Annotated in this window: 13 protein-coding genes; 4 read left to right on the forward strand and 9 right to left on the reverse strand. The window is 71.1% G+C overall.

Annotation, left to right across the window (positions count from 1 at the left end; genetic code table 11):
* Positions 1-63: 63 nt before the first annotated feature.
* Positions 64-1,935, reverse strand: a complete 1,872-nt coding sequence (locus RIU97_RS34725; RefSeq protein ID WP_404961459.1) for a serine/threonine-protein kinase — start codon at positions 1,933-1,935, stop codon at positions 64-66.
* A gap of 844 nt (positions 1,936-2,779) precedes the next feature.
* On the reverse strand, positions 2,780-3,187 hold the full coding sequence (locus RIU97_RS34730; RefSeq protein WP_404961460.1) for an FKBP-type peptidyl-prolyl cis-trans isomerase: 408 nt from the start codon (positions 3,185-3,187) through the stop codon (positions 2,780-2,782).
* 614 nt (positions 3,188-3,801) lie between these two features.
* Between RIU97_RS34730 and RIU97_RS34735 the strand changes: the two genes are divergently transcribed.
* Both RIU97_RS34735 and RIU97_RS34740 read left to right on the forward strand, forming a co-directional pair.
* Complete coding sequence (locus RIU97_RS34735; RefSeq protein WP_404961461.1) at positions 3,802-5,196, forward strand: DUF5685 family protein; 1,395 nt, start codon at positions 3,802-3,804, stop codon at positions 5,194-5,196.
* Between the two features lie 801 nt (positions 5,197-5,997).
* A complete protein-coding gene (locus tag RIU97_RS34740) occupies positions 5,998-7,512 on the forward strand; it encodes a DHA2 family efflux MFS transporter permease subunit (RefSeq protein ID WP_404961462.1) in 1,515 nt (504 codons plus the stop codon).
* A gap of 478 nt (positions 7,513-7,990) precedes the next feature.
* On the opposite strand, the gene RIU97_RS34745 is transcribed toward RIU97_RS34740, so the two are convergent.
* The 3 genes from RIU97_RS34745 to RIU97_RS34755 are packed head-to-tail and all read right to left on the reverse strand — an operon-like array spanning position 7,991 to position 11,384.
* Entirely contained in the window at positions 7,991-9,118 is a 1,128-nt protein-coding gene (locus RIU97_RS34745) for a tetratricopeptide repeat protein (protein ID WP_404963048.1), read from the reverse strand.
* Entirely contained in the window at positions 9,061-10,119 is a 1,059-nt protein-coding gene (locus RIU97_RS34750) for a tetratricopeptide repeat protein (RefSeq protein WP_404961463.1), read from the reverse strand. The genes RIU97_RS34745 and RIU97_RS34750 overlap by 58 nt, the downstream gene beginning before the upstream one ends.
* The gene (locus tag RIU97_RS34755; RefSeq protein WP_404961464.1) at positions 10,116-11,384 is read right to left on the reverse strand and encodes an AAA family ATPase; all 1,269 of its coding nucleotides are present in this window, start codon (positions 11,382-11,384) and stop codon (positions 10,116-10,118) included. The genes RIU97_RS34750 and RIU97_RS34755 overlap by 4 nt, the downstream gene beginning before the upstream one ends.
* 492 nt (positions 11,385-11,876) lie before the next feature.
* Between RIU97_RS34755 and RIU97_RS34760 the strand changes: the two genes are divergently transcribed.
* The gene (locus RIU97_RS34760; protein WP_404961465.1) at positions 11,877-14,345 is read left to right on the forward strand and encodes a CHAT domain-containing protein; all 2,469 of its coding nucleotides are present in this window, start codon (positions 11,877-11,879) and stop codon (positions 14,343-14,345) included.
* Entirely contained in the window at positions 14,338-15,867 is a 1,530-nt protein-coding gene (locus RIU97_RS34765; protein WP_404961466.1) for an esterase/lipase family protein, read from the forward strand. Before RIU97_RS34760 ends, RIU97_RS34765 begins: the two co-directional genes overlap by 8 nt.
* Positions 15,868-15,871: 4 nt before the next feature.
* Here RIU97_RS34765 and RIU97_RS34770 read toward each other — a convergent pair whose 3' ends face one another.
* The 4 genes from RIU97_RS34770 to RIU97_RS34785 form a co-directional block, all read right to left on the reverse strand.
* Positions 15,872-20,995 carry a peptidoglycan-binding protein gene (locus tag RIU97_RS34770; RefSeq protein WP_404961467.1) on the reverse strand — a complete coding sequence of 1,708 codons (5,124 nt, stop codon included), beginning with the start codon at positions 20,993-20,995 and terminating at the stop codon, positions 15,872-15,874.
* Positions 20,992-22,818, reverse strand: coding sequence for a CHAT domain-containing protein (locus RIU97_RS34775; RefSeq protein WP_404961468.1), 1,827 nt, complete (start codon positions 22,816-22,818; stop codon positions 20,992-20,994). The genes RIU97_RS34770 and RIU97_RS34775 overlap by 4 nt, the downstream gene beginning before the upstream one ends.
* 563 nt (positions 22,819-23,381) lie before the next feature.
* Complete coding sequence (locus tag RIU97_RS34780) at positions 23,382-24,905, reverse strand: aldehyde dehydrogenase family protein (protein ID WP_404961469.1); 1,524 nt, start codon at positions 24,903-24,905, stop codon at positions 23,382-23,384.
* Positions 24,906-25,029: 124 nt separating this feature from the next.
* Complete coding sequence (locus RIU97_RS34785) at positions 25,030-26,286, reverse strand: GAF domain-containing protein (RefSeq protein WP_404961470.1); 1,257 nt, start codon at positions 26,284-26,286, stop codon at positions 25,030-25,032.
* Positions 26,287-26,338: the final 52 nt, after the last annotated feature.

Consider the following 26,338-nt stretch of genomic DNA (forward strand, 5'->3'; position numbering starts at 1 on the left):
TCGACGACAACGGCTCCGGGCGCCGGATCATCGACGACCAGGATCTACTTTCGCAACGGTCCCTCAGTTCTTCGCCGCGGCCTCGGCATTGCGCCAGACCGTCAGGTCGACGGTGATGAAGGCGGTCTCGTTCTTTCCGCCCGACCTGCCGCGGAAGGTCGCCAGCGTGATGTGGCCGGCCTTGCTCAGCATGCAGACCTGTGACCCGTCCGTGAGCTGGTCGAGGCCGATCTTCTCGGTGAAGCGGGTCACGGCGCGGCAGGTCTCCAGGGAGCCCTTCTCGGAGTTGTTCAGCAGGACGAGCTTGCCGTTCGTGGTACCGAACTTCTCGTCCCCGAACAGGGTGTCCCGGTAGTAGAAGAGGTCGCCGTGCCCGTAGAGCACCCCGGCGCCGGTCGGCTCCTCGGCCGGGCGCGGCGGATTGTCGGCGAACATCAGCTGGTGGTTCTGGGGCACGTCGATGCCCTGGTACGAGACCGGCTGCGGGTCGGGCCGCTTCTGCGAGGCGCTGCCGCCGCCCGACGCCTTGTCGCCCCCGCCCCCGTCCTTGCCGGAGCCGTCCGGCAGCAGGGAGCCGATGACCGCGAGCCCGATGACCGCCGCCGCTACCGCCCCGAAGACGATCAGCCCCGTCCGCTTGGGGCGCGGCGGAGCCGGCGGACCGGGAACGAAGCCCTGGGTGTGGAACGGCGGCGGCGTGCTGTGGCCCGGGGCGTACGAGGGCTGCGTGTAGTGGGGTTGGTTGTACTGCGGTTGGTTGTACTGCGGCTGGCTGTGCTGCGGCTGTGGGTACGAAGGCTCCGCGTACGGGGGCGGCGTCGGGTAACCCGGTGGCACGGACCCCGGAGCCCCCGGCGCCGGAGCTGTCTGCGTCGGCGCGGCGGCCACACCGGTCGGCGTGTACCCGGGCGCGGCGGCGGGTGCCGCAGGCGCGCCCGGGGCCGGTGACTGCGGCGAGACCTCGGTCGGAGTCGGCGCCGGAGTCGGCGCGTCCGTCGGCGGCTGCGGCGGCGGGGTGGGCGCCGGCGCGGGCAGCCGCAGCCGCTCGGTGATGGAACCGGCGACGGCCTGCGGCAACCAGTCCTCGCCCTGGCGCAGCGGGGTCTCCGAGGCCGCGTTGCACAGCTCGATGACCTCGGTCAGGGTCGGGCGGTCGGCCGGATCGCGGCTGAGGCAGCGGGTCACCACCGGCCGCAACTCCTCGGGCAGGGCACTGAGGTCGGGGTCCTCGTGCACGATCCGGTAGAGCACCGCGTGCGAAGGCCCGTCGCCGAAGACGGAGGCCCCGATCGCGGTGAAGGCCGCGATCTGCCCGAGGGCGAAGACGTCAGTGGCCGGGGTGACCGTACCGGCCGCAGCCTGTTCGGGCGCCATGAACGCCGGCGTGCCGACGCTGACGCCGGTACTGGTCAGAGCGGTGGAGTCGGCGGCCCGGGCGATGCCGAAGTCGATGACGCGCGGGCCGTCGGAGGCGAGCAGCACGTTGGCGGGCTTCAGGTCCCGGTGGACGATGCCCGCGCCGTGGATGACGTGCAGCGCCTCGGCGACTCCGACGGTCAACAGCAGCACGCTGCGCACCGGCAGCGCGCCGTGCCGGGCGACGGCGTGGGCGAGCGAGGGGCCGGGTACGTAGGCCGTGGCCAGCCAGGGCTGGGGGCCCTCGGTGTCCGAGTCGATGACCGGTGCGGTGTAGAGCCCCTGGACCCGCTCCGCGGCCCGCACCTCCTGTTGGAAGCGCCGCCGGAACTCGGGGTCCTCGCTGAACTCGGGCCGGATCACCTTGATGGCGATGGGCCGACCGCCCGGCGTGTAGGAGAGGTAGACCTTGCCCATGCCGCCCGCACCCAGCACGGCCGCGAGGCGATAGCCGCCCACGACGGCCGGGTCGTCCGCCTTGAGCGGCTGGAAGAAGTCGGCGGAAGGTGCGCTGCCCATGGGATCCATCTCTGATTGCGGCGATTCAGCACCTGCCGGCGCCCCGAAGTCAACCGAGAGCGTACCCAATGCCCGGACCACCCCGCCCCGGACCACCGGGCGGGCTTCGGTAGTTGGCGGATGGGGCCGCGGCGCCGCGGGCACCGGTCCTGGCGGACGGCAGCGGAACGGTGCCTGCGTCGGCGCCTGCGGACGGATCGGGCCCGTATCCGGCAGTGCCCCGAGCCCCCCGCCCGGAGGAGACGGCCTCGACGGGAAATCGCGGTCGAGAAGGGCTACTTCGCCGAGAACCCGCTGAACGGGGTTCGGTGGTCCGCCCCGGAGGTCAGCCAAGAGGTGGATCCAGCTGGCGTTCCCAACCCGACACAGGTGGCTGCGGCATGCCGGCATCTCGTTCTGGCTTCACTCTGGCGTGGACCCGGCCGAGTGTGAACGACGGCCGGGCAGAGCGTCGCGGTCCTCTTTGCCTTGTCTGAGGCTTCTCGGAGCGTACTGGTCCGGAAATGGTCCGGATCTTGCTGCGTGACGCTCACCGAGCTGGCTGCAAGGTGGCCGGAATGCAGACCGGCTACGTCGGCGGACGGGAGCCGGGAGACGGGCGGGGGTTGTCTGCAGACCTCCAGCACGTGGCTCATGCACACGAAGGGCTCGGTCTGGATGGACCGGTTCCTCGTCGAGCCGGGCCATGGAGGAAGTCGGTCGCCTTGTCGCCTTCGGCGGTCAACGAGTCGCAGCGGAACCGTTCGAACGCTGCGGAGGCGGAAACAGGAGCGGCGGCGAGGAGCACGGCGGCACCGAACCCCGGGAGACAAGGCAGCACGTCACAAGGGAGGAGCGGCCAGGGTCACTGGGCGCTGCTCCACCCGGCCGTGCTGGAATACGAGTCGAGCAGGTCCACCACGAAGACCAGGGTCGAGCCCGCCGGGATCAACGGCGAGGGCGACTGATTGCCGTAGCCGAGACGCGGGGGAACGATGATCTCGCGCCGACCGCCGACCTTCATCCCCCTCACCCCCCGGTCCCAGCCCTTGATGACCTTTCCACTGCCCAGGGCGAACTTGAACGGCTGGCCCCGGTCCCAGGAGGCATCGAACTCCTTCCCGGACTCGAAGGTCACCCCGACATAGTGGACCCTGACCACCATGCCCGGCTTCACCTCAGCCCCGTCCCCGACGACCAGGTCCCGGATGGTCAGCTCGGTAGGAGCGTCACCCTCCGGAACGTCGACCTCGGGCTTCGTCGGTTCACTCATCGCAGCCTCATCACTCTTTGTCGAAAGCCCCGCACGGACCAGCCGGACACATGGACACCCCATGCAGCAGAGGGTCACGCTACCGAGAATGCCGATTCCGGGAGCACACCGAATCCAGCGGCCACACGTGATGATCTTTCGCACAGCCGATGAACGCGACCCCACGCGCACGGGGCCACGCAGAAATCGCCCGAACGAGACGAGGCACAGACGGCCGCCGGCACACTGCGAGACGTCTTGATTCGCTCGGTCGACAGTCCGGCGTCATGGCGGAGCACCTCTGTCGACCGCGTCGTGGATCAGCCCGACAAATGACCGCCCGGGCATGGCGACGGCGCCTGCCCCGAGTCCGCGTTGGCTACGCAGGGCGCGGTCCGGGAACGGTCCGGATCTTCGTCACGACGGGGCTGCGACAGGGGCGCCGCTGCGACCTCGGACGCTGTCGTGCTCGACTCCGCAGACACCCCTCCGAAGGGACCATCTAGGATGTCGGCCGCGCGTTGATGTCACATGCGGTTGACGTCACGCCGGGTCGTGCCTCACGTGCAGTCTTGCGTCCGTGAGCCGTCCGACCGGATGCGTCCGGGCAGCTGTTCCTACGGGGGAGAACATCGGTGTTCGGAATCATCAGGCCATGCCGTCATCGCCTGGGCGAGGGCTTGCGTACCGAGTGGATGGCGCATCTGTGCGGGCTGTGCCTGGCTTTGCGCAGCGAGTACGGGCAGTTCGCGAGGGTGGCCACCAACTACGATGGCCTGATCGTCTCGGTGCTGACCGAAGCCCAGTCGGAGCGTACCGGGGACTGGCGGCGGGGTGCCGGTCCGTGCCCGCTGCGCGGGATGCGGTCGGCGGACGTGGCGCAGGGTGAGGGTGCGCGGCTGGCGGCGACGGTGTCGCTGGTGCTGGCCGCAGCGAAGATGCGTGACCATGCGGCCGATGGCGACGGCCTGGTGGGGCGCCGCCCGGTGGCGCTGGCGGCACGCCGGATCGCAGACAACTGGGACCGTGCGGGCGTCGCAGGCGGCGCACGGCTCGGCTTCGACACCGCGCTGCTGCTCGGGGCGGTCGAGCGCCAGCCGGACGTCGAGCGGTCGACCGGCCCCGGCGGCTCGCTGCTGACGGTCACGGAGCCCGCGGAAACGGCGACCGCAGCCGCCTTCGCGTACACCGCAGTGCTCACGGACCGCCCGGGCAACGCCGAACCGCTGGCGGAAGCCGGCCGTCTGTTCGGTCGGCTGGCGCATCTGCTGGACGCGGTGGAGGACCTGGACGCGGACGAGGCGTCCGGCGCGTGGAACCCGATCGCCGTGACCGGCGCGGACCGCGCCGAGGTGCGCCGGCTCTGCGACGACGCCGTCCGTGGAATCCGACTCGCCCTGTCCGACGTCGTGTTCGTCGACGGAAGGCTGGCGCGGGCGCTCCTGGGCGGCGAGCTGGAGCGAGCCGTCGATCGAGTCTTCGACCCTCGGCACCGTCACCCTCAGCACCGCCGCCAGGTGCGTGGCCTGCGCATGCTCCCCTGGCTGGGACGCCGTGCGGAGACGGAAACGCCCTCGGGGACCGGCACGGGCACGGCCTGCGGCGTAGGGGAGCTTGCGGGCGCGGCGCCGGAGGGCGGGGTGATGGCGTCGGGCCGGCCGTCGGAGGGGCAGTGTCGGCGGTGTCGCGAGTGGGGCCGGTCGTGCGGCGATTGCAGGTTGTGCTCCACATGCTGCCGCTGCAACGAAGACGCCGGCCAGGATGACGGAGAGCCCGTGCAGTTCGGTGACGGCAACCGCAACGGCGGCTCGAGCCGGGATGGTTCCGGCAGGGACGGTTCCGGGAGTGACGGTTGGTTCGGCGGCCAGGGCGGCGGCAACTCGGGTGGCTCCTCCGGCGGTTCGGGCGGCGGTCACGGGTCCAGTGGCTCTGGTGGCTCTGGTGGTTCCGGCGGTGGCTCGGGTGACGGCTGCTGCGGTGGCGGTGGCTGCTGCAATCCGTGCAAGTGCTGCTGCGACTGCTGCGACTGAACGACGGATGAGCCTGGTTCCCCGCCCGGCGCAGAACCAGGTGCCGAACTTCTCGTCGCTGCGCGTCGAAGACGGCGTACGCCACCGGCTGTACCGCCTACCCCCGTGCGACTCGGCCCCGATGAAGCTTTCAGCGGTTGGTGGCGACCAGTCTGGAAGCGCAGCGGTGGACTGCTGAACGGACAAGCCGCTCTGCGGCGCCGTCGTCGCCTCGGCGATCAGCGGCTCGCTCGGCCGCGGACAGCAGGGTGTTGCCTCCGCCGTGAACGACACCACTCGCGAGGTCGGATCGGCGGCTGCAGTTATCCGTGGCCGGAGAGGTCGACCACGGACTCGAAGACGAACGGGACCGCTCCGGCGCGGGCCCGGTGGGGGAGGCGTCGACGCGTACGGGGCGCCGCCGTGGAAGCGTGTGTCACCGGCGCGTTCGGGCAGCGGCAGATCGCCGAGCTCGGCGGTGATCAAAAGCTTCGGGCCTGCGAAGAAGCGCATGCAGATCTTCCAGCGGCCTTCGAGGGCGGCCTCGTGGCACTTGGCTGCGAGTGCTGCAGCGGGGGCCGCATGGGGGCGGCAGCACGGCGGAAGACCCCGGTCCAGGCGCCCGGAAGGAAGGGTGCGCTTGCTGCCAGCCGTCCTGGAGCTCGGCGCCGGCCTGCTCCAGAAGCCATGTCCTGGCCGCTCCGGGTCGGCAAAATGGTTTGAGCTTGGGCGGCTGCACCGACAGGATCGGGGAACACCGATGAGTTCTTCCCGGCCCCGCGGTCTGTCAGTGTGACCTGCTCACGTGCGGAGGACACTCACATGACGGAAGGCACCATGCCCGCGCCACACGCAACGCCCACCCTCTCGCCCGCCCGCGTCACTGCCGTGCTGCGGATTCTCGTGCTGTCCACGTTCGTCGTCCTCCTCAACGAGACGATCATGGTCAACGCGATCCCGCGGCTCATGCGCGATTTCGAGGTCACCGCGGCAGCCGCAGGGTGGCTGTCCACGGCCTTCATGCTCACCATGGCCGTCGTCATCCCGGTGACGGGGTGGTTCCTCCAGCGCGTGACGACTCGGACCGCCTTCGGCCTCGCCATGGCACTGTTCCTCGCCGGCACGGCTCTGGCCGCGGCCGCGCCCACCTTCCCCGTACTGCTGGCCGCCCGCGTCATCCAGGCCAGCGGCACCGCCGTCATGATGCCGCTGCTCATGACGACGCTGATGACCCTCGTGCCCCCGCACGACCGCGGCCGTGTCATGGGCAACATCACCCTCGTCATCTCCGTCGCACCCGCCCTCGGCCCCGCCGTCTCCGGTGTGCTGCTGCAGCTGGGGTCATGGCGCCTGCTGTTCTTGGCCGTGCTTCCCATCGCCGGAGCCATGGCCATATTCGGTCGGCGCAAGCTGGTCAACATCGGCGAGCCGCAGGCCGCCCCCATCGACTGGATGTCCGTCCCCCTGGCGGCAGCGGGCTTCGGCGCCCTGGTCTACGGCCTGAGCGGGCTCGGTGCCGAGAACGCGGCCCAGGCCCCCGTGCCCCCGGAGGTCACGACCCTGGTCGGCGCCGTGCTGGTAGGGCTGTTCGTATGGCGACAGCTGGCACTGCAGCGCTCGTCCGCACCGCTGCTGGACCTGCGCGCCCTGACGTTTCGTCATTTCTCCGTGGCACTCGGCCTGATGTGCCTGTCCTTCATGGCGCTCATGGGTGCGTTCATCCTGCTGCCGATCTATCTGCAGGAGGTGTGCGGCCTGACCTCACTGCAGACCGGGCTGCTCCTCATCCCCGGCGGCCTGACCATGGGCCTGCTCGGACCACAGGTCGGCAAGCTCTACGACCGACTCGGCGCACCACGCCTGGTCGTACCCGGAGCCGTACTCACAGCGCTTTGCCTCGCGCTGTTCGCCCTCACGGGCGAACAGACCTCGCCGTGGCTCGTGCTCGCCCTTCACGTGGCCCTGAGTGCGGGCATGGCGTTCGTCTTCACCCCCGTCTTCACCTCCGGGCTGTCCGTACTGCCGCCGCACCTCTACCCCCACGGCTCCGCCATCCTGGGCTCGCTCCAACAGGTCGCGGCCGCCGCCGGCACCGCCCTGGTCATCAGTGTCATGTCGGGACAAGCCGCCACGGCAGCAGCCGAGGGCGCCGACGCCACCGGCGCCCTCGCCACGGGCATCCGGTGGGGACTCGGCATCGGCGCCGTGCTCGGCGCCCTGGCCGTGCTGGTCGCGTTGCTGATCCGCACCCCGCCCGCTCCGCAACAGCCTTCTGCGTCGGAGGCCCAGGACGAAGACGGCACCACGACGAGCAAAACCGCCCACACACCCGCCTGACGCCCTGGACGACCGGCCCGGTTCTCGCCGCGACGAAGGGGGGCACGGCTCGACTGCGGCCAATGGCTCGTCCGGTCGTACACGGCGACCAGCAGCGCCGGGTCCGCTGGCGGCGGGCATGCGTGGACGACTCCGCCGCAGCGACTCGGCCCTTTCACCCGTCGTTCATTTCCACGACGGAGATGCCCTCGCCGTCGGCGATTGCCAGAGTGCGGCGGTCGGCGGCCAGGGCGCGGACCCGTGCCCTGCGGCGCAGGGTGACAGCTGCATGTACTACGCGGCGATGCGGCCGGCGGAGGGCATCCACCTTCAACCAACCGCCTCATCGAGGAGTCGATGCAGGAGTGGAGCCGACGGAGCGCGGACGCCAGCACTACGGACTGATCCATAATCTGGCCCGTGTGCGGCCCGGAACAGCTGGTCAGATGTGGGAAATGGGTGGAAGCGGTGTCGCCGAAGGCGTCCACGGGGTTGCCTCCTACTGCTTCGGCGCGCGCTGCTGGAGGGCGGTGCGGCCGGCCACGGACATGACGAGCGCGAAGAAGACCAGCGGAATCGCGAGGGCGGAGAACAGGGCGCTGCGCCACAGCACCAGCGCCGAGGCCGCGTGGACGATGAGCAGCGCGATGGGGAGCGCCATCCCGAGGACCGGCCGGCAGCCGCGCGCCACCAGGAGGAGGGGGCGGCGCAGGTGGGGCGGGACCCGCCGGGCCTGCCACAGCAGCCAGCCTCCCCAGCTGCCGACGAGCACGGCCGCGCACACCAGGCAGGTGACGAGGGCGTCAGTGCCGGCGGCGCCTGCACGCAGGTGGGCAGAGCCCAACGCCACCGCGACGGTTCCGGCGAAGGCCACCCAGCGGGAGCCCATGAGCGTTCCCCAGGCCATGTTCTCCAGGTTGTGGCGGGCGTGGCGGTCTTCCAGGTCGAGGGCGGCGGCCTGGACGAAGCCCTCGGCGGCCCGGGTCCACGAGCCGGGACGGAGCCAGCGGCGGCGCAGATGGAGCAGCGAGAGGTTGTTGTGGGCCGTGCTGTTGTCCGGGTTGAGGCGCAGTGCCGTCTCGTAGGACTGCTGGGCGACGCGGTGGTTGCCGGTGTGGTGGGCGGTCAGGCCGACGAGGACGTGCGCGTCGCTCTCCTCGGGGGCGAGGGCGACGGCCCTGCGGGCCGACTCGTATGCGGCCCGCTTGCGTTTCCTGCGGGCGCCGCGATCGAGGACCATGCCGAGGGTGTAGTGGCTCGCCCAGTGCTGCGGGGCGAGTTCGACGGCGCGCCGGGCGGATCCCTCGGCCTGCTCGTACTCCTTCAGGGCGAGCAGGATGTGGGTGCGCGTCAGCCAGGCGCTCACCGACTCGGGTGCGACGCGCAGGGCGTGTTCGACGGTGGTAAGCGCCTGCTGTTCGTCGCCGAGGCTGTGCCGGCAGCGGGCGAGCAGCACGAGTGCGTCGGCGTCGTCGGGGTCGCCGGCGAGGTGCTGGGCGGCGAGTGCGGCGGCCTGCTCGTGGCGCCCCAGGTCGAAGAGGGCGTCGGCCCGTTGCAGGGCCCGGCTCCTCAGACCTTGTCCCGGTCGTGGGTGATGCTGAGCAGGTTCGGTACGAGTGCCAGCCAGAACAGGACCTGAGGGACGGTGCGCCCGCTCCACGGAAGAGCGACGAGCAGCAGCGCGCACAGGGTGGCCCAGGTGGCCTGGCCGAGCACGACCCTGGGCCAGAACGAGCGGCGCACGAGCGCGAACACGGTGAGCTGTGCCCCGGTCCGCAGCCGCCGGTAGCGGCGCCAGGCGCCGAAGCCCCACACCACGGCCATCAGGGTGAGCGCCCACAGCCGGGTGCCGAGATGGACGGGCAGCTCCTTCGCCTCGCCCCCGACGGGGAACACGTCGACGGTGACGGCGGCCATGACCAGACAGAGCAGGGCGAGCCATCGGGTGCCGCGCAGCATCCGGTAGACGGCACTGTCGAGGTCCTTGCGGAGCGCGTCGGAGTGCGGTGCGGCCGCGAGCCCACCCGCGTACAGTTCGGCGGCCCGGGCGGCGGAGGTGCCGGCCTTGGCGGCCTCGCGCTCGGTGGACACGGTGACGGCGAGGGTGTGCGTGGGGTCGACGCGGAGGATCTGCCGGATGGCCTCGTCGGCCAGCTCTGTCCGCTCGTGGAACGTGGCGACCTTGTGCATGGTCGCCCACGTGTAGGTCTCCTCCGGTCCCTCCCGCACCGCGACCTCGGCGTGCTCGAGCGCCTCCTCCGGGCGGTCCGGGGCCAGTTCCAACAGCAGCTCGGCGAGCTGCCGTCGGGGGCCCCAGGCATACGGATCGATGCGGATCGCCAAGCGCTGCGCCGCCTCGGCCTCCTCGAGCCGGCCCAGGTGGCGCAGGGCGTAGCCGCGGACGAAGTGCGCGTCGAGGAAGCCCGGTTCGAGCCGCAGGGACTCCAGCGCGGCGGCGAAGGCCTCGGAGTACCGGCCCAGGGTCAGCTGGCACTGGCCGAGCAGGCTCCACGCCTGGTGGTCGTCGGGGTCCTCGGCGAGACGGCGGCCGACCGCTTCGCGCGCCTCCTCCGGGCGCATCATCTCGTAGAGCATCCGCGCCCGTTGGACCTGTGGGTGTGTCGTCACAGCTTGCGCTTCTTCTTCAGGTAGGTGACCAGGTCGTCGTAGATGCCGCCGTCGTTGGCGAACATGGCGACGTTGCGGGCGGAGGCGAACCAGGATTCGCTGGACAGCTTGATCTGCTTGGCCGCGTTCAGGAGGTCCTTGGTGCCGATCATGCGGATGGTGCCGGAACGGGCGGAGTCCAGGAGTGCGTACTCGGCCGCGCTCTCGCAGAGATGGGCGAGATCGGCGCCCGAGAAGTCCTCGGTGACCTTGACGATCTTGCCGAGATCGACGGATTCGATGGGGCGCTCGCGCAGGTGGTAGCGGAGGATCGACTCCCGGGCCGGGGCGTCGGGCGGCAGCACGAGCAGGGTGCGGTCCAGGCGGCCGGGGCGGCGCAGGGCGAGGTCCACGTCCCAGGGGACGTTGGTCGCGGCGAGCACGAAGACGCCTTCGTTCTGTGCGGCGTTGATGCCGTCGAGCTCGGTGAGGAGCTGGTTGACGACGTTGCGCAGACCGCTGTGGTGCATGCGCGAGCGCTTGGCGCCGAGCGCGTCCAGCTCGTCGAGGAAGACCACGCAGGGCGCCTGGCGGCGGGCGGCCTCGAAGATGTCGTGGACGTTCCTCTCCGAGGTGCCGATGTACATGTCGAGGATGTCGGAGAGCGAGATCGACATGAAGCCGGCACCGAGTTCGCCGGCGACGGCCCGCGCGATGAACGTCTTGCCGCAGCCGGGCGGGCCGTAGAGGAGCAGGCCGCCGCGCAGCGACTTGCCGTACAGCTTGCGGAGTTCGGGGTTGCGCATCGGGGCGAGGAAGGCGGCTTCGAGCCGGTCCTTGACCTGCTGCATGCCGCCGACGTCGGCGAGGCTCACGTCTCCGGGGGCGTCGATGTCCCAGGCGGACGCATCGGCCGGGTCGCCGCTGCCGTCGGCGGTCAGGGGGGCCTCGGTGGCGTCGCCCGCGTCTGCGGGGTCAGTGGGATCGGTGGGGTCGGCGGCGAAGCGGGGGCCGACGACGCCGGCGACTTCCTGCTCGGCGGCGGCCCAGTCGAAGGCGGGGGGTCGCGTGCCGACCGTGGGCAGTTGCATGGCACGGACCATCAGGTCCCGTACGGCTTCGTCGCCCGGCGCGTGCTGCAGCGCGACCGCGGCTTGCGTGACGGCCTCGTCGTGCCTCCCCTCCGCGAGGAGCAGTTCGGTGAAGTGCAGCCGCAGCGGCACGTCTTCGGGAGCGGCGGCGACAGCGGCCCGCAGGCTACGGATGAGAGGTGACTCGTCGGACATGGGGTCAGCCTAGAAAGCGGTCTGCGGCTCTCCTTCACCGGGTGCGGTCGAGATCGACAGGCGTGGGGAGCGCGTTGGTCCGGCGGCGGCAGCCGGCGACGCATGCGCCGCCGCCTGCCGCCGCCAGTGCCGCGTAGCCGATACTCGCGTCGACAGCGCCAAGACCCACATGGGGTACCACCGCGCCTCGCCTCAGGCGCCGCTTCTCGTGGGCCTAGAAGAAGCCGAGCTTCCTCGGGGAGTAGCTGACCAGCATGTTCTTCGTCTGCTGGTGGTGCAGGCAGCGCGACCTGTTTGACCTGTGGAAACGACCGTTGTGGGGCTCGCAGTGGGCATCGTGGTCCGGGAATGGTCCGGATCTTGACCGGCTGACACGCCAGGCATCGGCGAGGTTGCCCGGGACCGCCGCGAATCGCAGCCGGCGGTCGGTGATCCCGTCCTTCGATTCGGCTACGGTGCACTCCGATTGTTGATCGCAATCCGGAGGCAGTCATGTCTGCAGGGTCGGACCGATGCGTCACCGCGAGCGACGTCGAGCCGCTTCTGGACATGGCCACGCAGGGCCGGGACCACCGCCTGCGGACAGAGGCCCTCACTGCGGCCGCCCTGCTGCCCCTGGACGCGACAGCCGTCGAGGACGTGGGTCAGCTTGTTCTCCTTCTGCTCGGATCGGAACCCCATCGGACCGACGGCTTGATCGCGGCAGCCGGGGGCCTTCCCGTCCCGGAGGTCCGCTCCGTACTGGCCGGATGGGCCGCGGACGACACGTCACCGCACCAGGAGGCGGCAGAGCGGTCCTTGGCGCGGGCTGTTCCGTCGCAGGAGCCGGCGCGTGCGGATCCTCCGGTTCCGGTCGCCGCAGGCGTGGCGGAGCTGTCGGCTGCCGTGGCGGACACGCTGCTGGCGAGCACCGGTTTCCCGCCCGAGTTGTCGGCACTGGCCACGCTTCCCCCAGCCGAGGCCCGGGGCCTGCTCACCCGGCTGGTCACCACACTGGTCGCAGCGGCGGAACAGGACGATGTCACACTGGCGAGGGCCGCGGAACGGTTGGGCCGGGTCGTCCAAGAGCTGCCCGGGGTGGCGCTGACCGCGCTGCCGGTGCTGCCTCCGCCGGTCCCCGAACGGGCCAACTGGCTGGGTGCCTTGGTCACCCTCGTGTCACCAGGTGCCGTGCTCGCCGCCGTCTACCAGCGCCTCGACGCCGAGGATGCGAGTGGGCAGCTCAGTGCCCTGCGGCAACTGGTGAGCGTGGCACCGCACCTGGGCCGACCACCCTTGACCTGGCCGCCCCCGCTGGGGCGCGGCCCGTACGAGAACCTCACGTCCTTGCTGACGACACGGGACCGGGAACTGCGCGGGGGGCCGAACCGCGGCGGCGAGCCGGTCCCGCTGCCCCCATCACCTCTCGGCTGGCCGGCCCAGCCGCCTCCCGGACCTTCCGACGAGACCAGGGAGGCCTACGCCCGCCTGGACGCGCCCAGACGCGTTGCTCCGGCGGAGGTCTTTGAACTCCGGGTGGGGCTGGCTCCGACTCCGTCGCCCGAGGTGTTCCAGCCCGCCCCGCTTACCGTCTCCAGGGGGGTGTTCCTGCTGGGCGTGGAGATCCTGGCACCCGGGTTCGAGGTGATGGGCAGCGAGCCACTCAGCTTTGCGATGACGGCCGGCCCGGACGACCCGTACCCCTACCAGCTGCGGCGAATGCGGGCGATGGACGACGGCGCCTACGCGGGGGAGCGGGTCATCACCGCGGTGTTCTCTGTCGGCGGGCGGGTGATCGGAGTGGCCCATCGGACCGTACGGGTGGGGGAGGGCCCCGAGGACGTCCCTCCCGCGCAGGTCCCGGAAGAGCCGGCCGGCGTCACCTGGGCGCTGCCCGACGACGATCCGGGCACCCGGCCCGACCTGGAGATCGTCGTGGCTCCGGCGAACGACGCCGGCGGCACACAGCTGTGCTGGCTCTACCGCTCCCCGCATCCGGAAGTACGGCCGCCAGGGAAGCCCCCCGTCACCAGGCTGGGCGGTGAGGCGGAGTGGGCGCGCAATGTCATGCGTGGTGTTCAGGACCACAAGGAGGCCGTTGACCTCGGCACCCACCTACACGGCATCGGCCTGGAAGTGAGAGAGGCGATGCCGGACGAGGTGTGGGCAGCCCTCCGGGCCGCCGCCCGGGTGACGAACCCGCCGACGGTGCTGATCGCCACCTGGGATCCGTACGTGCCCTGGGAGCTCGCAGTGGTGCCCCGGCCGTGGGGCGCCGGCATTCCCGGCTACCTGGGTGCGCAGGCCGTTGTGGGCCGGTGGACGTACGGGGACCAGCAGCGCACGGCGGCTCCTCCTGCACGGCTCACGGCCCGGGCGATGGCCGTGGTGAGCGGCGACTACCACAGCAACGAACTCCGGCACGCGACGGCCGAGGCGGAACACCTGGTCGCGGAGTACCGGGCGGAGGCCGTGGACGCACTGGTCGAGCCGGTACTGGGCAGTCTGAGGGCGGGGGCGGGCCACGACATCCTGCACTTCGCCGTGCACGGGAAGTTCGACGCCGCCGACTCGGAGGACGGCATCAACATGACCGACGGCAGATATCTGAGCCGGTACTCGGTGCGCGGGGTCGAGACCAGCCCCGTGCGTCTGGTCTTCCTCAACGCCTGCCAGCTGGGGCAGGGCCGGAGCGTGCTCGGCTCGAACGCAGGCATGGTGCCCGCCTTCCTCAGCCTCGGGGTCGGGGCGGTCGTCGCACCGCTGTGGAACGTCGACGACGAGGTCGCCAGGGAGTTCGCCGAGGGTTTCTACCGGGCCGCGCTCAAAGGCGGCGCCGCACCCGCAGAGTACGTACGGCAACAGCGCGCGGCCACCGGGGGCGCGGCAGGCGCGGGTCTTTCGACCCCCCTTGCCTACCTGTTCTTCGGTCATCCCCGGCTGACCATCGTGTGGGACCGGGAAGGAGCGCAAGGTGTCTGAGCTCGAACGGGACGGACGGATGGACCTTCCGTACGGTGTCGTCCTGCGGTCTTCGGACGTGAGCGGACGCGTGGGCGAGGTACGGAGGTGGGCTGGCGCCGGTGCTCCCGTACGGGCGGCCGAGCCGGTGGCCTTCGCGGAGCAGCTGGCGACCGACAGGGTGCCTGCCGAAGCGGCAGGCTTGCTGGGGACCGCCATCCAAGAAGCCGGGATGCGCCCGGTTCTGACGCTGCCGCTCAGCGAACTCACCGTCCCAGCCCGCCCCGGCGGACACGACCGTGCAGACGCCGCCGCCCCCGGGGTGGTGCTCCAGGTGCCCGCACCGGGAGAGGACGAAGGGCAGGTCGTCCTGGAGGTCGACGCGACCGGAGTGGTGCGCTGGGTGGTGTCCGACACCGCGGTCGGCGGAGGCGGCACGGACCGGGCTGGGGCCGTCCAGACCTTCCGGGTTTCGATGGAACAGTTCGGCCTCCCGGGCGGGGCGCAGGACCGCGGACTGGTCGGGTTCGGCGTCCGAAAGGTCCTGCACGTCCTGCGCTTTCCCATCCAGAGGGTGGCAGGGCGGGTGGCGGAGTTCGCGGTGGGCCGATGGGAGAAGCGGTTCCGTCCGTACGGGTTGCGGCTGACCGGTCCCGGCAGCTTCCTCACCCCGACGGCCGGCGAGACGGTGACCGCGGACCGGCTGGCCGAGCTCGCCGACCGCCCGTTCCTTGTGTTCGTGCACGGCACCTTCAGCCGGTGCCACTCGGGGTTTCACGGCATCGCCGCGGACGGGCAGCTGTTGCGCGACCTCCACGAGAGATACCGGGATCGGGTCCTCGTCTTCGACCACCCGACGGTCCATCTGGATCCGGCCGACAACGCCCGTTGGCTCCTCGAGCACCTACCTGCCGACCGGCCGCTGACCTTCGATTTCGTCACCCATTCGCGTGGGGGCCTGGTGGCCCGCCAGCTCGGCAGGGAAGCCCTCGCAAGGGACGTCCGCCGACCGGCTCCCTGCGTACGGACCCTCATCCACGTCGCAACCCCCAACGCGGGCACCGTCCTCGCCGACGAGCAGCGGCTGGGCCGTTTGCTCGATGTGTTCACCAATCTGCTCGGCCTGCTCCCGGACGAGATGGTGAGCAGCACGCTCGAGGTGGTCCTCGAGGTTGCCAAGCATTGCGCCACGGGAGCGCTGGGCGGACTGGAGGGGCTGGCCGCGATGGACCCCGCCTCGTCCGCGCTGGGCGAGCTGAACGAGGCCGCCGTGCCGGCGGCGGGGACGGTGCGCGCCATCACGTCCGACTTCGGGCCGGCCGACGGGGCCGGACTCGCCATCAGGGCGCTGAACCGGCTGGTCGACCATCTGTTCGGCACGGGCAATGACCTTGTGGTGCCAACCGAAGGCGTCCATCGTGCGGGCGCCTACGTCGTGAGCGATCCCCTCGTGATCCCCTCGGGGAGCGGTGTGGCGCACACCGACTTCTTCCGGGACGCGGACGTGCGCACGCGACTCGCCCAGTGGCTGCCGGGGAGCTGACGGGTCAGATTCCGATGGGCAGCATTTCGTAAGGCCGCAGTGAACTCATCAGCGCGGTCGCCGCGTATGGCAGGCCCTCGAGCCGGTCCCCGGCTGCCAGCCGTTGCAGGCCCCGGGCGACCTCGGCCGGTGTCCAGCCGATCCTGAGCTTCGTGACGAGCTCGATGTTCTGCCGGGAGTCGCCCGCCGGGGTGAGCCCCGTGGCGAGCACTACAGCGGTGCTGCCCAGCGTGGCGAGCTGGTGCGCGAAGTCGTTGCGGAGCAACAGTTGCCGGACCAGCTCACTGGGCCGGGCCGGCCGGGCGATGTCCAGGATGACCAGCGGTCCGGGACGTCCGGCCGACATCCTGGAGACGAAGCGGTCCAGGTCGGTCACGGTGATGGTGTCCGAGTCCTCGCTCACCCAGTCGGACTCCCTGGAGTAGGTGGACGCCCCGAAATCGATGTACGGGACGGTGCCCAGCCCTTCCATAGTGGCACTCACATGGATCACGTCTGGTACTCGTACACCCGCCACGAGACGGTCGAGCTGAGCCCAGTTCGGGTCGTCCACGACCGTTACGTCCCAGCCCTCCCTGGTGTACGTGATCCCCAGGTCGGCCCCGCCCATCTGGTGCCCGCGCTGTGACTCCAGCTGCCGGGCGGCTCCGCGCCGCAGGACCAGGACGTGGGGACGGTGCCGGTGCTGCCACAGCTCCGCGCGCAGGCTTCCCCACGTGACCGGGTCGGCGACTCCGTCCGCTTCCAGCCCCAGGGAACGCTGCACGTGGAACAGCGCACGAGTGGTCTGCGGGCCCATAAGCCCGTCGACCGGGCCGGGTTCCGCCTCCAGCAGCTGCAGGGCCTCTTGGAGGACACCGGTGCGGACCGTCCCGGCCCGCCAGGTACGGGGCATCCGGTAGATGCAACGGACCCGGTCGTCCGTGGCCAGCATGCCGTGTGCGGTCACCGCGAGTTCCCAGGGGACCTGAGCGAGTTCGGGCGGGGCGACGGTCAGGCAGAGGTCCACCGGCTCCGTCCGGCCCGGGTCCAGGAGGGGTTCCATCGTGGATGCGTCGGGCACCAGGGGGTCGTCGGCGAGGATCGCGTCGACGAGGGGGCCCAAAGACATCTGCTCTGTCCTCTCGCGCAGCGCCCGCGCGAGCAGCGTTGACGGGTGCAGGCGACCCAGCTCCCGGCCGCCGTTGTGGACGAGCACAGCCCCGTCCGGGGTGAGCGCGAAGCCGAGTTCGTCGGGGGCGGGGGCCTGCGGTGGAGGCACCTCGCGCTCGTCGCCGAGCTCGGCGAGGACGGCGCGGGCAGCGTGCACGTGTGTCTCAGCCTCGGTGCGCTCCCCCGTCTCGGCCAGCAGCCCGGACCACGTGTCGTGGGACAGCGCCTGCCAGCGATTCGCCGGTCCCGGTGAGAGCAGGGCGTCCGCCAGGTGGAGCCGCTCGGCAGTGCGCTCAACCGGGACGCGGCCCGCCCAGCGCCGGGCGACAGTGATGAGGTGGGCCGCCTGAAGCAGCGGATACTCGTCATAGCCTTGGAGACCGGGCGGCTCGGGTTCCTCCCGGCCGGCGGGCCCGGTCAGGTCCATGAATCGGATCAGCCACCACCAGGCGAAGCTGTCTTCGCGGGTGAGGACTTCGGTCGCGCGCGTGGCACAGGCGCGTGCGTCGGCGAGTCGGCCTGCGAGGCGGTAGGCGGTGGCGGCCCGTGCGGTCAGCCAGCCGGCGTCTGCCGGATCCTCCGCCGCGGGCGGGTCTCCGTCGGGAAGGACGAGCGCGAGCAGGTCCGGCCCGACATCGAGTGGCCCTGGGCAGTGCTCGAGCGCGCGCAGCATGGTGAGCCGGGCGGTGGCCGGCGTCACCCGGCGCACCGCATGGAGCAGGGCCTTGCCGAACCGCCCCGACGGGTCGTCCCGAAGGGCCAGCCCGTGCCCGGCCGCCTCGACGACGAGCAGGGGATCCGCACCGGATTCCTCCAGCCGTCTCAGGGCATCCCCGCAGACCCCCGTGGCTCCGGCCGAATCCCCGTGCCGGGCCATGAGGTCCGCCTTCAGCAACCTGCACCGGCTTGCGATCGCGTTGCTCTCGTCGTGGTTCAGCCGCATCGCCTCGTCAAGGAACTGCGCCGCCTCCCAGTGATTGCCGACCACCTCGAGCTGGGCCCTGGCAGCGTGAAGCGCGCATGCGGCGCCGCTTTCGTAGTCCTGGAGGCGGGCATACCGCTCACGTGCCGTCACCAGGTCGCTCATGCCCCGCTCCACCTGCATGAGTTCGATGTCGGCCCGCCCGCGCAGGGCGAACACCGCGGCCTCCTGCTCCGGCGGCAGGCTGACGGGTGTGCTCAGGGCGCGTTCGCACAGAGCGCGGGCCCGGCGCGGCCGACCGAGTGCGAGCAGGGCCTTGACGCCCAGGGCCAGGGGCCGTGCCTCCGCATCGCCGGAGGACGTCTCGGCCAGCCGTGCGGCCGTGGCCGGCAGCCCCAGGTGCAAGGCCAGCTCGGCTTCCGTGAGGCGCAGCGCGGCTCGCTCGGCGGCCGGACCGCTCTCGCCGGGAGCCGCGCGTACCCATCGCAGGGCATCGTCGTACGCCAGGCGGGTCGCCGCGTCCCGGGCCAGCAGGTGGGCCAGATGCGCCGAGCCCGGCTGGTCTCCCGTCATCTGCGCGAGGACTAGGGCCTGGTGGAGCACCGCCGACGCCTCGTCCGGCCGGTCGAGGGCACCGAGGGCCTCCGCGTACACCTCCAGTGCGAAGCCGTAATCCGCGGACATCTCGGGGGTCTGCACGGTCGGCCCGAGAACCTTCCTGGCCCTCTCCGGCCGGCCACGGGCGAGGAGCAGGGCAGCGCGCGCGGCGTTCCAGCGCACGTGGGGAAGGTCCACGTCGGACTGCGCCGTGATCCGCTCCACAGTGCCCAGGCTGCGCTCGGCTCCGCTCCAGAGCTGGTGTCCCCCCGAGAGGCCCTCGCTGCGGGCTCGGTGGACGAGGGCCCACGCCAGTTCCACATGGGCCTCGGCCTGCAACCGCGGGTCGAGTGCGGGAACGCCCCCGGCGAGGTTCAGGGGGACCCCCTCCTCGTCGACGTACTCCGGTCCGAGGATTTCCCCCGCGATCTCAGCCACGTCCTCGAAGCGGCCGGCGCCCCGTGCCGTTGCCACGGCCTCGCGCCAGGCGGGCGCCGCCCGGCTGCCGTCGGCCTGGATGCGGTGGTAGATCGCTGCCCTGGTCCAGGTGGCCCATGCCGTCGGATGGAGCCGGGCCGACTCCTCGTAGTAGCGCGCGGCGTCCTCGTGCAGAAGCCGGTAGACGGGCTGCACGGAGAGCAGGCGGCGCATCGGCTCCGCCACGCACGGGTGGAAGACGAGGGTGTCAGGGTCGGTCGGGGCGGCGCTCACCCAGGACGAGACCTCCACCGAGTACTGCTTGAGGCTCTCCCAGAGCCGCGCGAACTCCGCCGGCCCCTCTGGGGGGTGCACCCCGGTCCGGAAGGCGTGTGCCGATCCGGAGGGCCCAGGATCGTCCTCGGGGCGGTCGTCCTTGCTTCCCCGCATCGCCGCGACCATGCGGGGGAGGACGACGCGTTCGGCGAAGTCCCGGCTCAATCGTCGCGCCAGCACCCCGTACCGAACCAGCCACCGCAGGGCGTCGTCCTCGATCCTGCCGATGATGCGGTCCATGCACCAGGCGAGCATGGGGTCGAGGCTCTCGACGCTCTCCACCGACATGTCCGGCGAGTAGTCCGCCACATCGGCGTAGAGCGCCAGCTGCCAGGGGACCCCCTGTGACCTGCGCACGATGATCTCCACCAGCTCCTGACGGCCGATGCCACGCTTCCCGGACAGGTAGTTCCTGGCCTCGTCCTCGGTGAACGGCGGGATCTCCAGCCAGCCCATGCACTGCTCCGGCAAGCGTTCGCCCAGCCGTCCCAGTTGCCTCTCGGCGCCCGTGAGGCGCCCGGAGAGGACCAGTCGCACCTGGTCCGATGCCGCGTACACGTCGGCGAGGACGTCGACCAGTTCGGCGGCGCCGCCCAGGGGCCGCAGCACCGCGACTTCGAAGGCATCCAGCACGATCAGCAGCGGCGTGCCGGAATGGTCCTCGCTCAGCACGCTGAGGAACCGGTCGCGGACGTCGCGGGCGTCGGACTTGGTCCCGGCGGTGTCGAGCGCGGCGGCGCCCGAGCGGGCCAGTGCCGGGGCATCCCTGAACAGGACCGAGCGGTACGCCCCGTGGCGGCGTAGCAGTTCCTGGAACGGGGCTCCCGGCATCTGCTCGTTGAGCTGGTGGGCCAGCTCCAGCACCAGCAGCCACGGATGCCGTACGACGTTCACGGCGTCGACGGCGTCGAGGTCCACCAGCGCGCACGGCACCCTGGCTGGTGCGGCGACGCAGCGGCGGGCGAGGAACCATTGGAGCATCAGCGACTTGCCCATGCCGCCGACGGCGTGCAACCGCAGCGCGCGGGTGGGCGTACCCGCCAGCAGCCCGTCGAGTCTGGACTCCAGTTCGGGTCGGGACAGGTAGCGGCCCGACCTGAGCAACGCGTCGTACCAGAGCATCCGTGACCGGAGGTACCGGTCACGGTCACTGCGCAGTTCGGCCAGACGCGGACCGAACATCCACGCCCAGGACTCGTTGAGGGCATCGAGCAGGTCCTGGCAGCCGGGGAAATCGAAGCGCTCGTCCCGCTCCCGGTACCACTGGTCGAAGCGGGCGGCTGCCCGGTCCGGATCGCAGACAACCAGGGCCTGCAGGGCCGCCTCGATCCGGCCCAGGCCCTCGCAGTACTCCGCGATGCGTGCCTCGGCGGAACGCAGTGCCCGGGGCACCGGGACGGAGTCGGGCACCGCCCCGCCGTCGAGCCACCAGGCCCGCCAGGCCGCTTCCCGGATTCCGCTCCCCACCTGGAGGGCGCCGTCGCCACCGGGCTGCGGCTCGACGCACGGCTGGAGAGCCAGCTCGGCGAGAGTCGGGCCGACGCCGTCGCGCAGCACCGCCTCGTACTGCGCCTCGTCGAATCCCTCGACCAGGGCGCACCGCATCAGCGTCCCCCGCAGGGGCTCGGGCATCAAGGACAGGGTGACGTCGGCGAGGTTCTCGCCCGCCGCGAGGCGCTTCGCCGCCTCGTCCAGGGTGGTCATGACGTCACCTGCAGAAGCGTGTACGCCATCTGCTCCCACAGCATGAGCTCCTTGGGGCTGAAGGACTCATCGCCGTTCTGCTCCCGTCTGAGCGCCTCGTCCCGCATGCTCCGTGTGAAGATCGCCCAGGATTCGTCATCGGGCTGCTGCCCCCGGTAGACGTCCCGCCTGCGGGCGCAGTACTCGCGGACGAGAAGCTCCGCCTCGGTCCGGTCGAACGGCCTGACCTTCATGACCAGATCGACCAGCTGCAGCCCGAGCTCCGCGTCGAGCCCGCTGTCGACGGCCACGATACGGACGGGGTCGAAGTCCCCTTCAGCAGCAGGCTTCAACAGGCGTTCCACGACGTGGCCGTGTCTTTCGGCCTGGAGGACATGGTCCAGGACCAGCAGGAGCGGTTTCCCGGCGACCAGCGGATCCCGGGTGACCATCCGCAGGAAGGCCTTGAAGTCGATGAGGAGTCCGTTCTCGTAGGCGAGGACGTCGTGCGGACGATCGTCGAGGGGAGGCAGCGCCTCGTCGGGTGTGACACCCGTCGGGTTCCCCTCGCGCAGTGACCGGAAGAGGTCTTCCCTGCTCTGGAGCATGTTGCCGAACAGTTCGACGTCGCTCTTGACGTCTGCTCCGAGCCACGTGGGCACTGCGTCCTTGATGTGGCCGAGCAGCTTCCGCAGGTCGAGGTTCCCCCTGTTCGCCAGGTTCACGTAGATGACGGGAACACCACACCACGAGCTCGTCAGGAGGCAGGAGCGGGTTAGCTCCGACTTCCCGACCTCCTTGCCGCCCGTGACGGCCAGGAGATCGGCTGTGCCCGTTTCGAGAGTCCTGTTCAGCCGGCGCATCATCCTGCTGTGCTCGTCCCCTCGCCCGACCAGCCAGCGGGGCCCTTCGAACTCCGGTCCTCGCGTCCTCGTCACCCTCGTGTGGTCGAGGGGTTCGGGCCACTTGAGCGCCACCGCCGGGTCGGCCTGAACAGTGAGCACGGGCATGGCCCAGTCGCGGGGATGGCTGTCTTCCACCCAGTGCAGGCGGTTGCGCGCGTGGGCCATGGCCTCGTCGAGCGCCCTGCCCGCGGCCAACTGCCCGTAGAACTCCTTGCTGAACCGCACCGCCGGGGCTGATGCGATGTTGCCCTGCATGGCCACCACGGCCTGCGTCTTGCGCGAGAACAAGGCATCACCGAGTTCCCGGACCAGCGCCTGGGGATCCTCGTCCATCGTCCGGCACGCGTTGAGCACCGCGAGCCGCAGCGGTACGTCGAGCGCTCCCTCGATGAAACCGGCGCTGAGGTACCAAGGCTTGCCCGGTGCCATGATTTCCAGTGTCGGCTCCGCCTCGACCCGCCTGCCGTGCCCAATGAAGTGAAGGACGTGCGGGTCGAATTCCGTGAGGACATCGCGGGTCTTCTCCTTGCCGGGCGCCCGCAGCACGTGTACCTGCCAGCAGCAGGGGACGGTGCTCAGCCCGGTGTAGATGGCTTCGAGCTCTCTGTCCGAGTTCAGTGTCTGGTCGTAGGGGTCGCCCACGACGACGAGGAGCCGCACCGGCCCGGTCAGCGGCTCAGTCTCCAGGGCAAAGGGGATGTGCGCCCGGACACAGGGGTGCGTCTCGTCATCGAAGAGATAGCGTTCCTGGGGCGCGGGGGTGCAGAGCAGTTCCCACGGCAACGGGCGAAGGGCGCTCGGCTCGAAGTCCAGCACCACGCGCGATCCTCGGAGGTCGATCTCGGCCTGCCAGACCTCACGGAGAGGGGAGGGCAGGAGAGCGCCGAAGAGGCCCCGCCCGGTCGACCGCAAGTCCGCGGCATGGGTGGCGTCGTCCATCAGACCGGTGTGTGGCGCAAGCGCGTCGTTCGGTATCAGCTCAGTGGCACGTGGATGGTTGAACCATTCAGGATCCTGGCCGTCATCGACGCACAAGTCCTCGGGAAAACCCTTTGCCTCGAGGTCTCCGACATGGATGAGGATCGTCGACATATCAGCCCCGCGCTCTGACTCAGCGCCTGCGTGATCGCCCTATCCCCATCGTCGACCCGGCAGGGGCGGATGTCCATCCGGCGGGCTATGAGAACGGCGAGGCGTCAAGGCCACGAGGCGCCGCCGCGGCCGATGCGCCGGCCGCGATCGGCACCCCCGGTGCCACTGCTGGTGATGCCAGCTTGCAGAATGCTGACATAGCGCCTTCGCCGCCCTGACCGATCACGCGCTCGACATCGCCTCGCCGTCGTTGTGCCCTTCGCTCGACGCCTTGGTCCGTGACTGGTCCGGGAGTGGCCTCCGAAATGCCTTAGAGGTCACTCAAGGTCGCTGTATGACTACTTTGTGCGCCCGGGAGTGGGTGGGAGTGGATGGGACAACACCCGTTCCATGCAGCGGACGTCGTCTCTCTAGAAGAAGCCCAGTTTTTTGGGGGAGTAGCTACAAAAAACGTTCTTCGTCTGCTGGTAGTGCTCCAGCATCATCTTGTGGGTTTCGCGTCCGATGCCGGACTGCTTGTAGCCGCCGAAGGCCGCGTGGGCCGGGTAGGCGTGGTAGCAGTTCGTCCAGACCCTGCCCGCCTGGATCGCGCGGCCCGCGCGGTAGGCCGTGTTGATGTCGCGGGTCCAGACGCCCGCGCCCAGCCCGTACGCCGTGTCGTTGGCGATCCGCACGGCGTCGTCGAAGTCCTGGAAGGAGGTCACCGACACCACCGGGCCGAAGATCTCCTCCTGGAAGATCCGCATGCGGTTGTCGCCCTCGAAGATGGTCGGCTGGACGTAGTAGCCGCCGGCCAGTTCGCCTCCGTGGTCGATGCGGCTGCCGCCCGTGAGGATCTTCGCGCCCTCCTGCTGGCCGATCTCCACGTACGACAGGACCTTCTTCAGCTGCTCCTCGGAGGCCTGCGCGCCGATCATCGTGTCCGTGTCCAACGGGTGTCCCGGCACGATCAGTTCGGTGCGGGCCACGGCCGCGTCGAGGAAGTCCCCGTACCGGCCCCGCTCGATCAGGGCCCGCGACGGGCTCGTGCACACCTCGCCCTGATTGAGCGCGAACATGGCGAAGCCCTCCAGGGCCTTGTCGCGCAGGTCGTCGTCCGTCGACCAGATGTCGTCGAAGAAGAGGTTCGGGCTCTTGCCGCCGAGTTCCAGGGTGACCGGCTTCAGGTGCTCCGCCGCGTACTGCATGATCAGCCGCCCCGTCGCGGTCTCCCCGGTGAACGCGATCTTCGCCACGCGCGGGCTCGAGGCCAGCGGCTTGCCGGCCTCCTCGCCGAAGCCGTTGACGATGTTCACCACGCCCGCCGGCAGCAGGTCGGCCACCAGGCTCAGCCAGTAGTGGACCGAGGCAGGGGTCTGCTCGGCCGGCTTCAGTACGACGGTGTTCCCGGCCGCCAGCGCCGGGGCCAGCTTCCACACCGCCATCAGGATCGGGAAGTTCCACGGGATGATCTGGCCGACCACACCCAGCGGCTCGTGGAAGTGGTAGGCGACCGTGTCCTCGTCGATCTGGCTGAGCGCCCCCTCCTGCGCGCGCAGCGCCCCCGCGAAGTAGCGGAACTGGTCGATCGCGAGAGGGGTGTCGGCGGCCAGCGTCTCGCGGATCGGCTTGCCGTTCTCCCAGCTCTCGGCGAGGGCGAGGGATTCCAGGTTCTGCTCCATCCGGTCCGCGATCCGCAGCAGGATCGTCGACCGCTCGGTGATGGACGTGCGCCCCCAGGCGGGCGCCGCCGCGTGGGCCGCGTCCAGCGCCCGCTCCACGTCCTCGGCGCTGCCCCGCGCGACCTCGGTGAAGGGCTGCCCGTTGACGGGGGAGGGGTTGTCGAAGTAGCGGCCGAGGGCGGGCTCGACGTACTCGCCGCCGATGAAGTGTCCGTAGCGGGACGCGTACGACATGAGCGCCCCCTCGGTACCGGGCGCAGCGTAACGGGCCATGGTGTCCTCCCCTTTGCCGGGCACCGCCCACCGTCGGACGGCGCTCGGGTGGAGGCTAGGAGCGGGCAGGTTGCGGGTACGTTGCGCGCCGGCCGCGACGCCGTGCCGCCGCCATGCCGTCATCTCACCCCGCACCGAGCTCACGGTCCAGGGCGTGTACGCGGGCCAGTGCGGCCGACCGGTCCGCGGGGGGCAGCGCCGCCGCCAGCGCCCGCCACGCCTCCGGGTCGTCCGCGCCCCACGGGCTGCACACCCAGTCGGTCAGCAGCCCGGCATCGGCCCGGGCGATCACGGCGGCCCGCGCCTGGTCCTCGATCCGACGGCGCAGCCGCACGATGCCGGGCGCCGTGGAGGCGGGCAGCAGCGGCCCGGGGTAGTGGTGGAGCGCCGCGGAGACCGCTCCGGCAGCCAACTGCCGGGTCAGCGCGGTGAAATCGGCGGCCAGCGGACCGGCCGCGCGGTAGGGGCGCGAGAGCGGCGCCGCGGGGCCGAGCAGCGCGCGCAGCCGGGAGATCTCGGCGCGCAATGTCACCGGTGACACCGACTCGTCCTCGTACAGGGCGATCGCCAGCTCCTCGCCCGACAAGCCCTCGGGATGGTGCGCGAGCAGGGCCATGATCTCGCTGTGCCGCCGGCCGAGCCGTACCCTGCGCCCGCCCGAGACCATCAACGCCTGGTCCTGGCCGAGGGCCGTCAGGGTGTCCCCGGCGGCCGGCGGGCCCGGGGCGAGCAGCGTCAGCTGGGCCTCCGCCGCCCGGGCGACCGCCTGCACGAAGGCAAGGGAGTGGGGGTGGGCGAGGCCGTCGCCGCCGGTGATGTCCACCGCGCCCAGCACGCTGCCCGTCCGCGGATCGCGCACCGGGGCCGCCGCACAGGTCCACGGGTGCACCCGGCGGCTGAAGTGCTCGGCCCCGAAGACCTGCACCGGCTCGCCGACCGCGACCGCCGTGCCGGGCGCGTTGGTGCCCATCGCCGTCTCCGCCCAGCGCGCACCGGGCACGAAACCGAGCCGCTCCGCCCGCCGCAGTGTGCCCGGTTCGCCCTCCACCCACAGCAGGCTGCCCCGCGCGTCGCACACTGCCAGCAGATGCGCCCCGTGCGCGGCGAACGCCCCGACGAGGTCCCGGAACAGCGGCATCGCCCGTGCCAGCGGGTGCTCCTCGCGGTACGACCTCAGCTCCGCCTCCGCAAGTTCCACCCGGGGTGCGCATTCCGGACTGAGCCGGGCCCGCGCGCACCGCCGCCAGGACCGCGCGATGACCGCCCGGACCGGCGCATCGACCCGGCCGTCCCGCGTGAACGCGGCATGAGCCCGCCGCAGTTCGCGCGTGCGCGCGGCCGGATCGGCCCCGCCCGGCAGCGCCACCGACGGATCGCCCATCTCACCCTCCCGCCTGCTGCGGTGCCCGGTGCGCTCCATCGTCGTCCCGGCA

Origin of the sequence: Streptomyces sp. 147326 (genome assembly GCF_045000215.1) — a bacterium.
Taxonomy (GTDB): domain Bacteria; phylum Actinomycetota; class Actinomycetes; order Streptomycetales; family Streptomycetaceae; genus Streptomyces.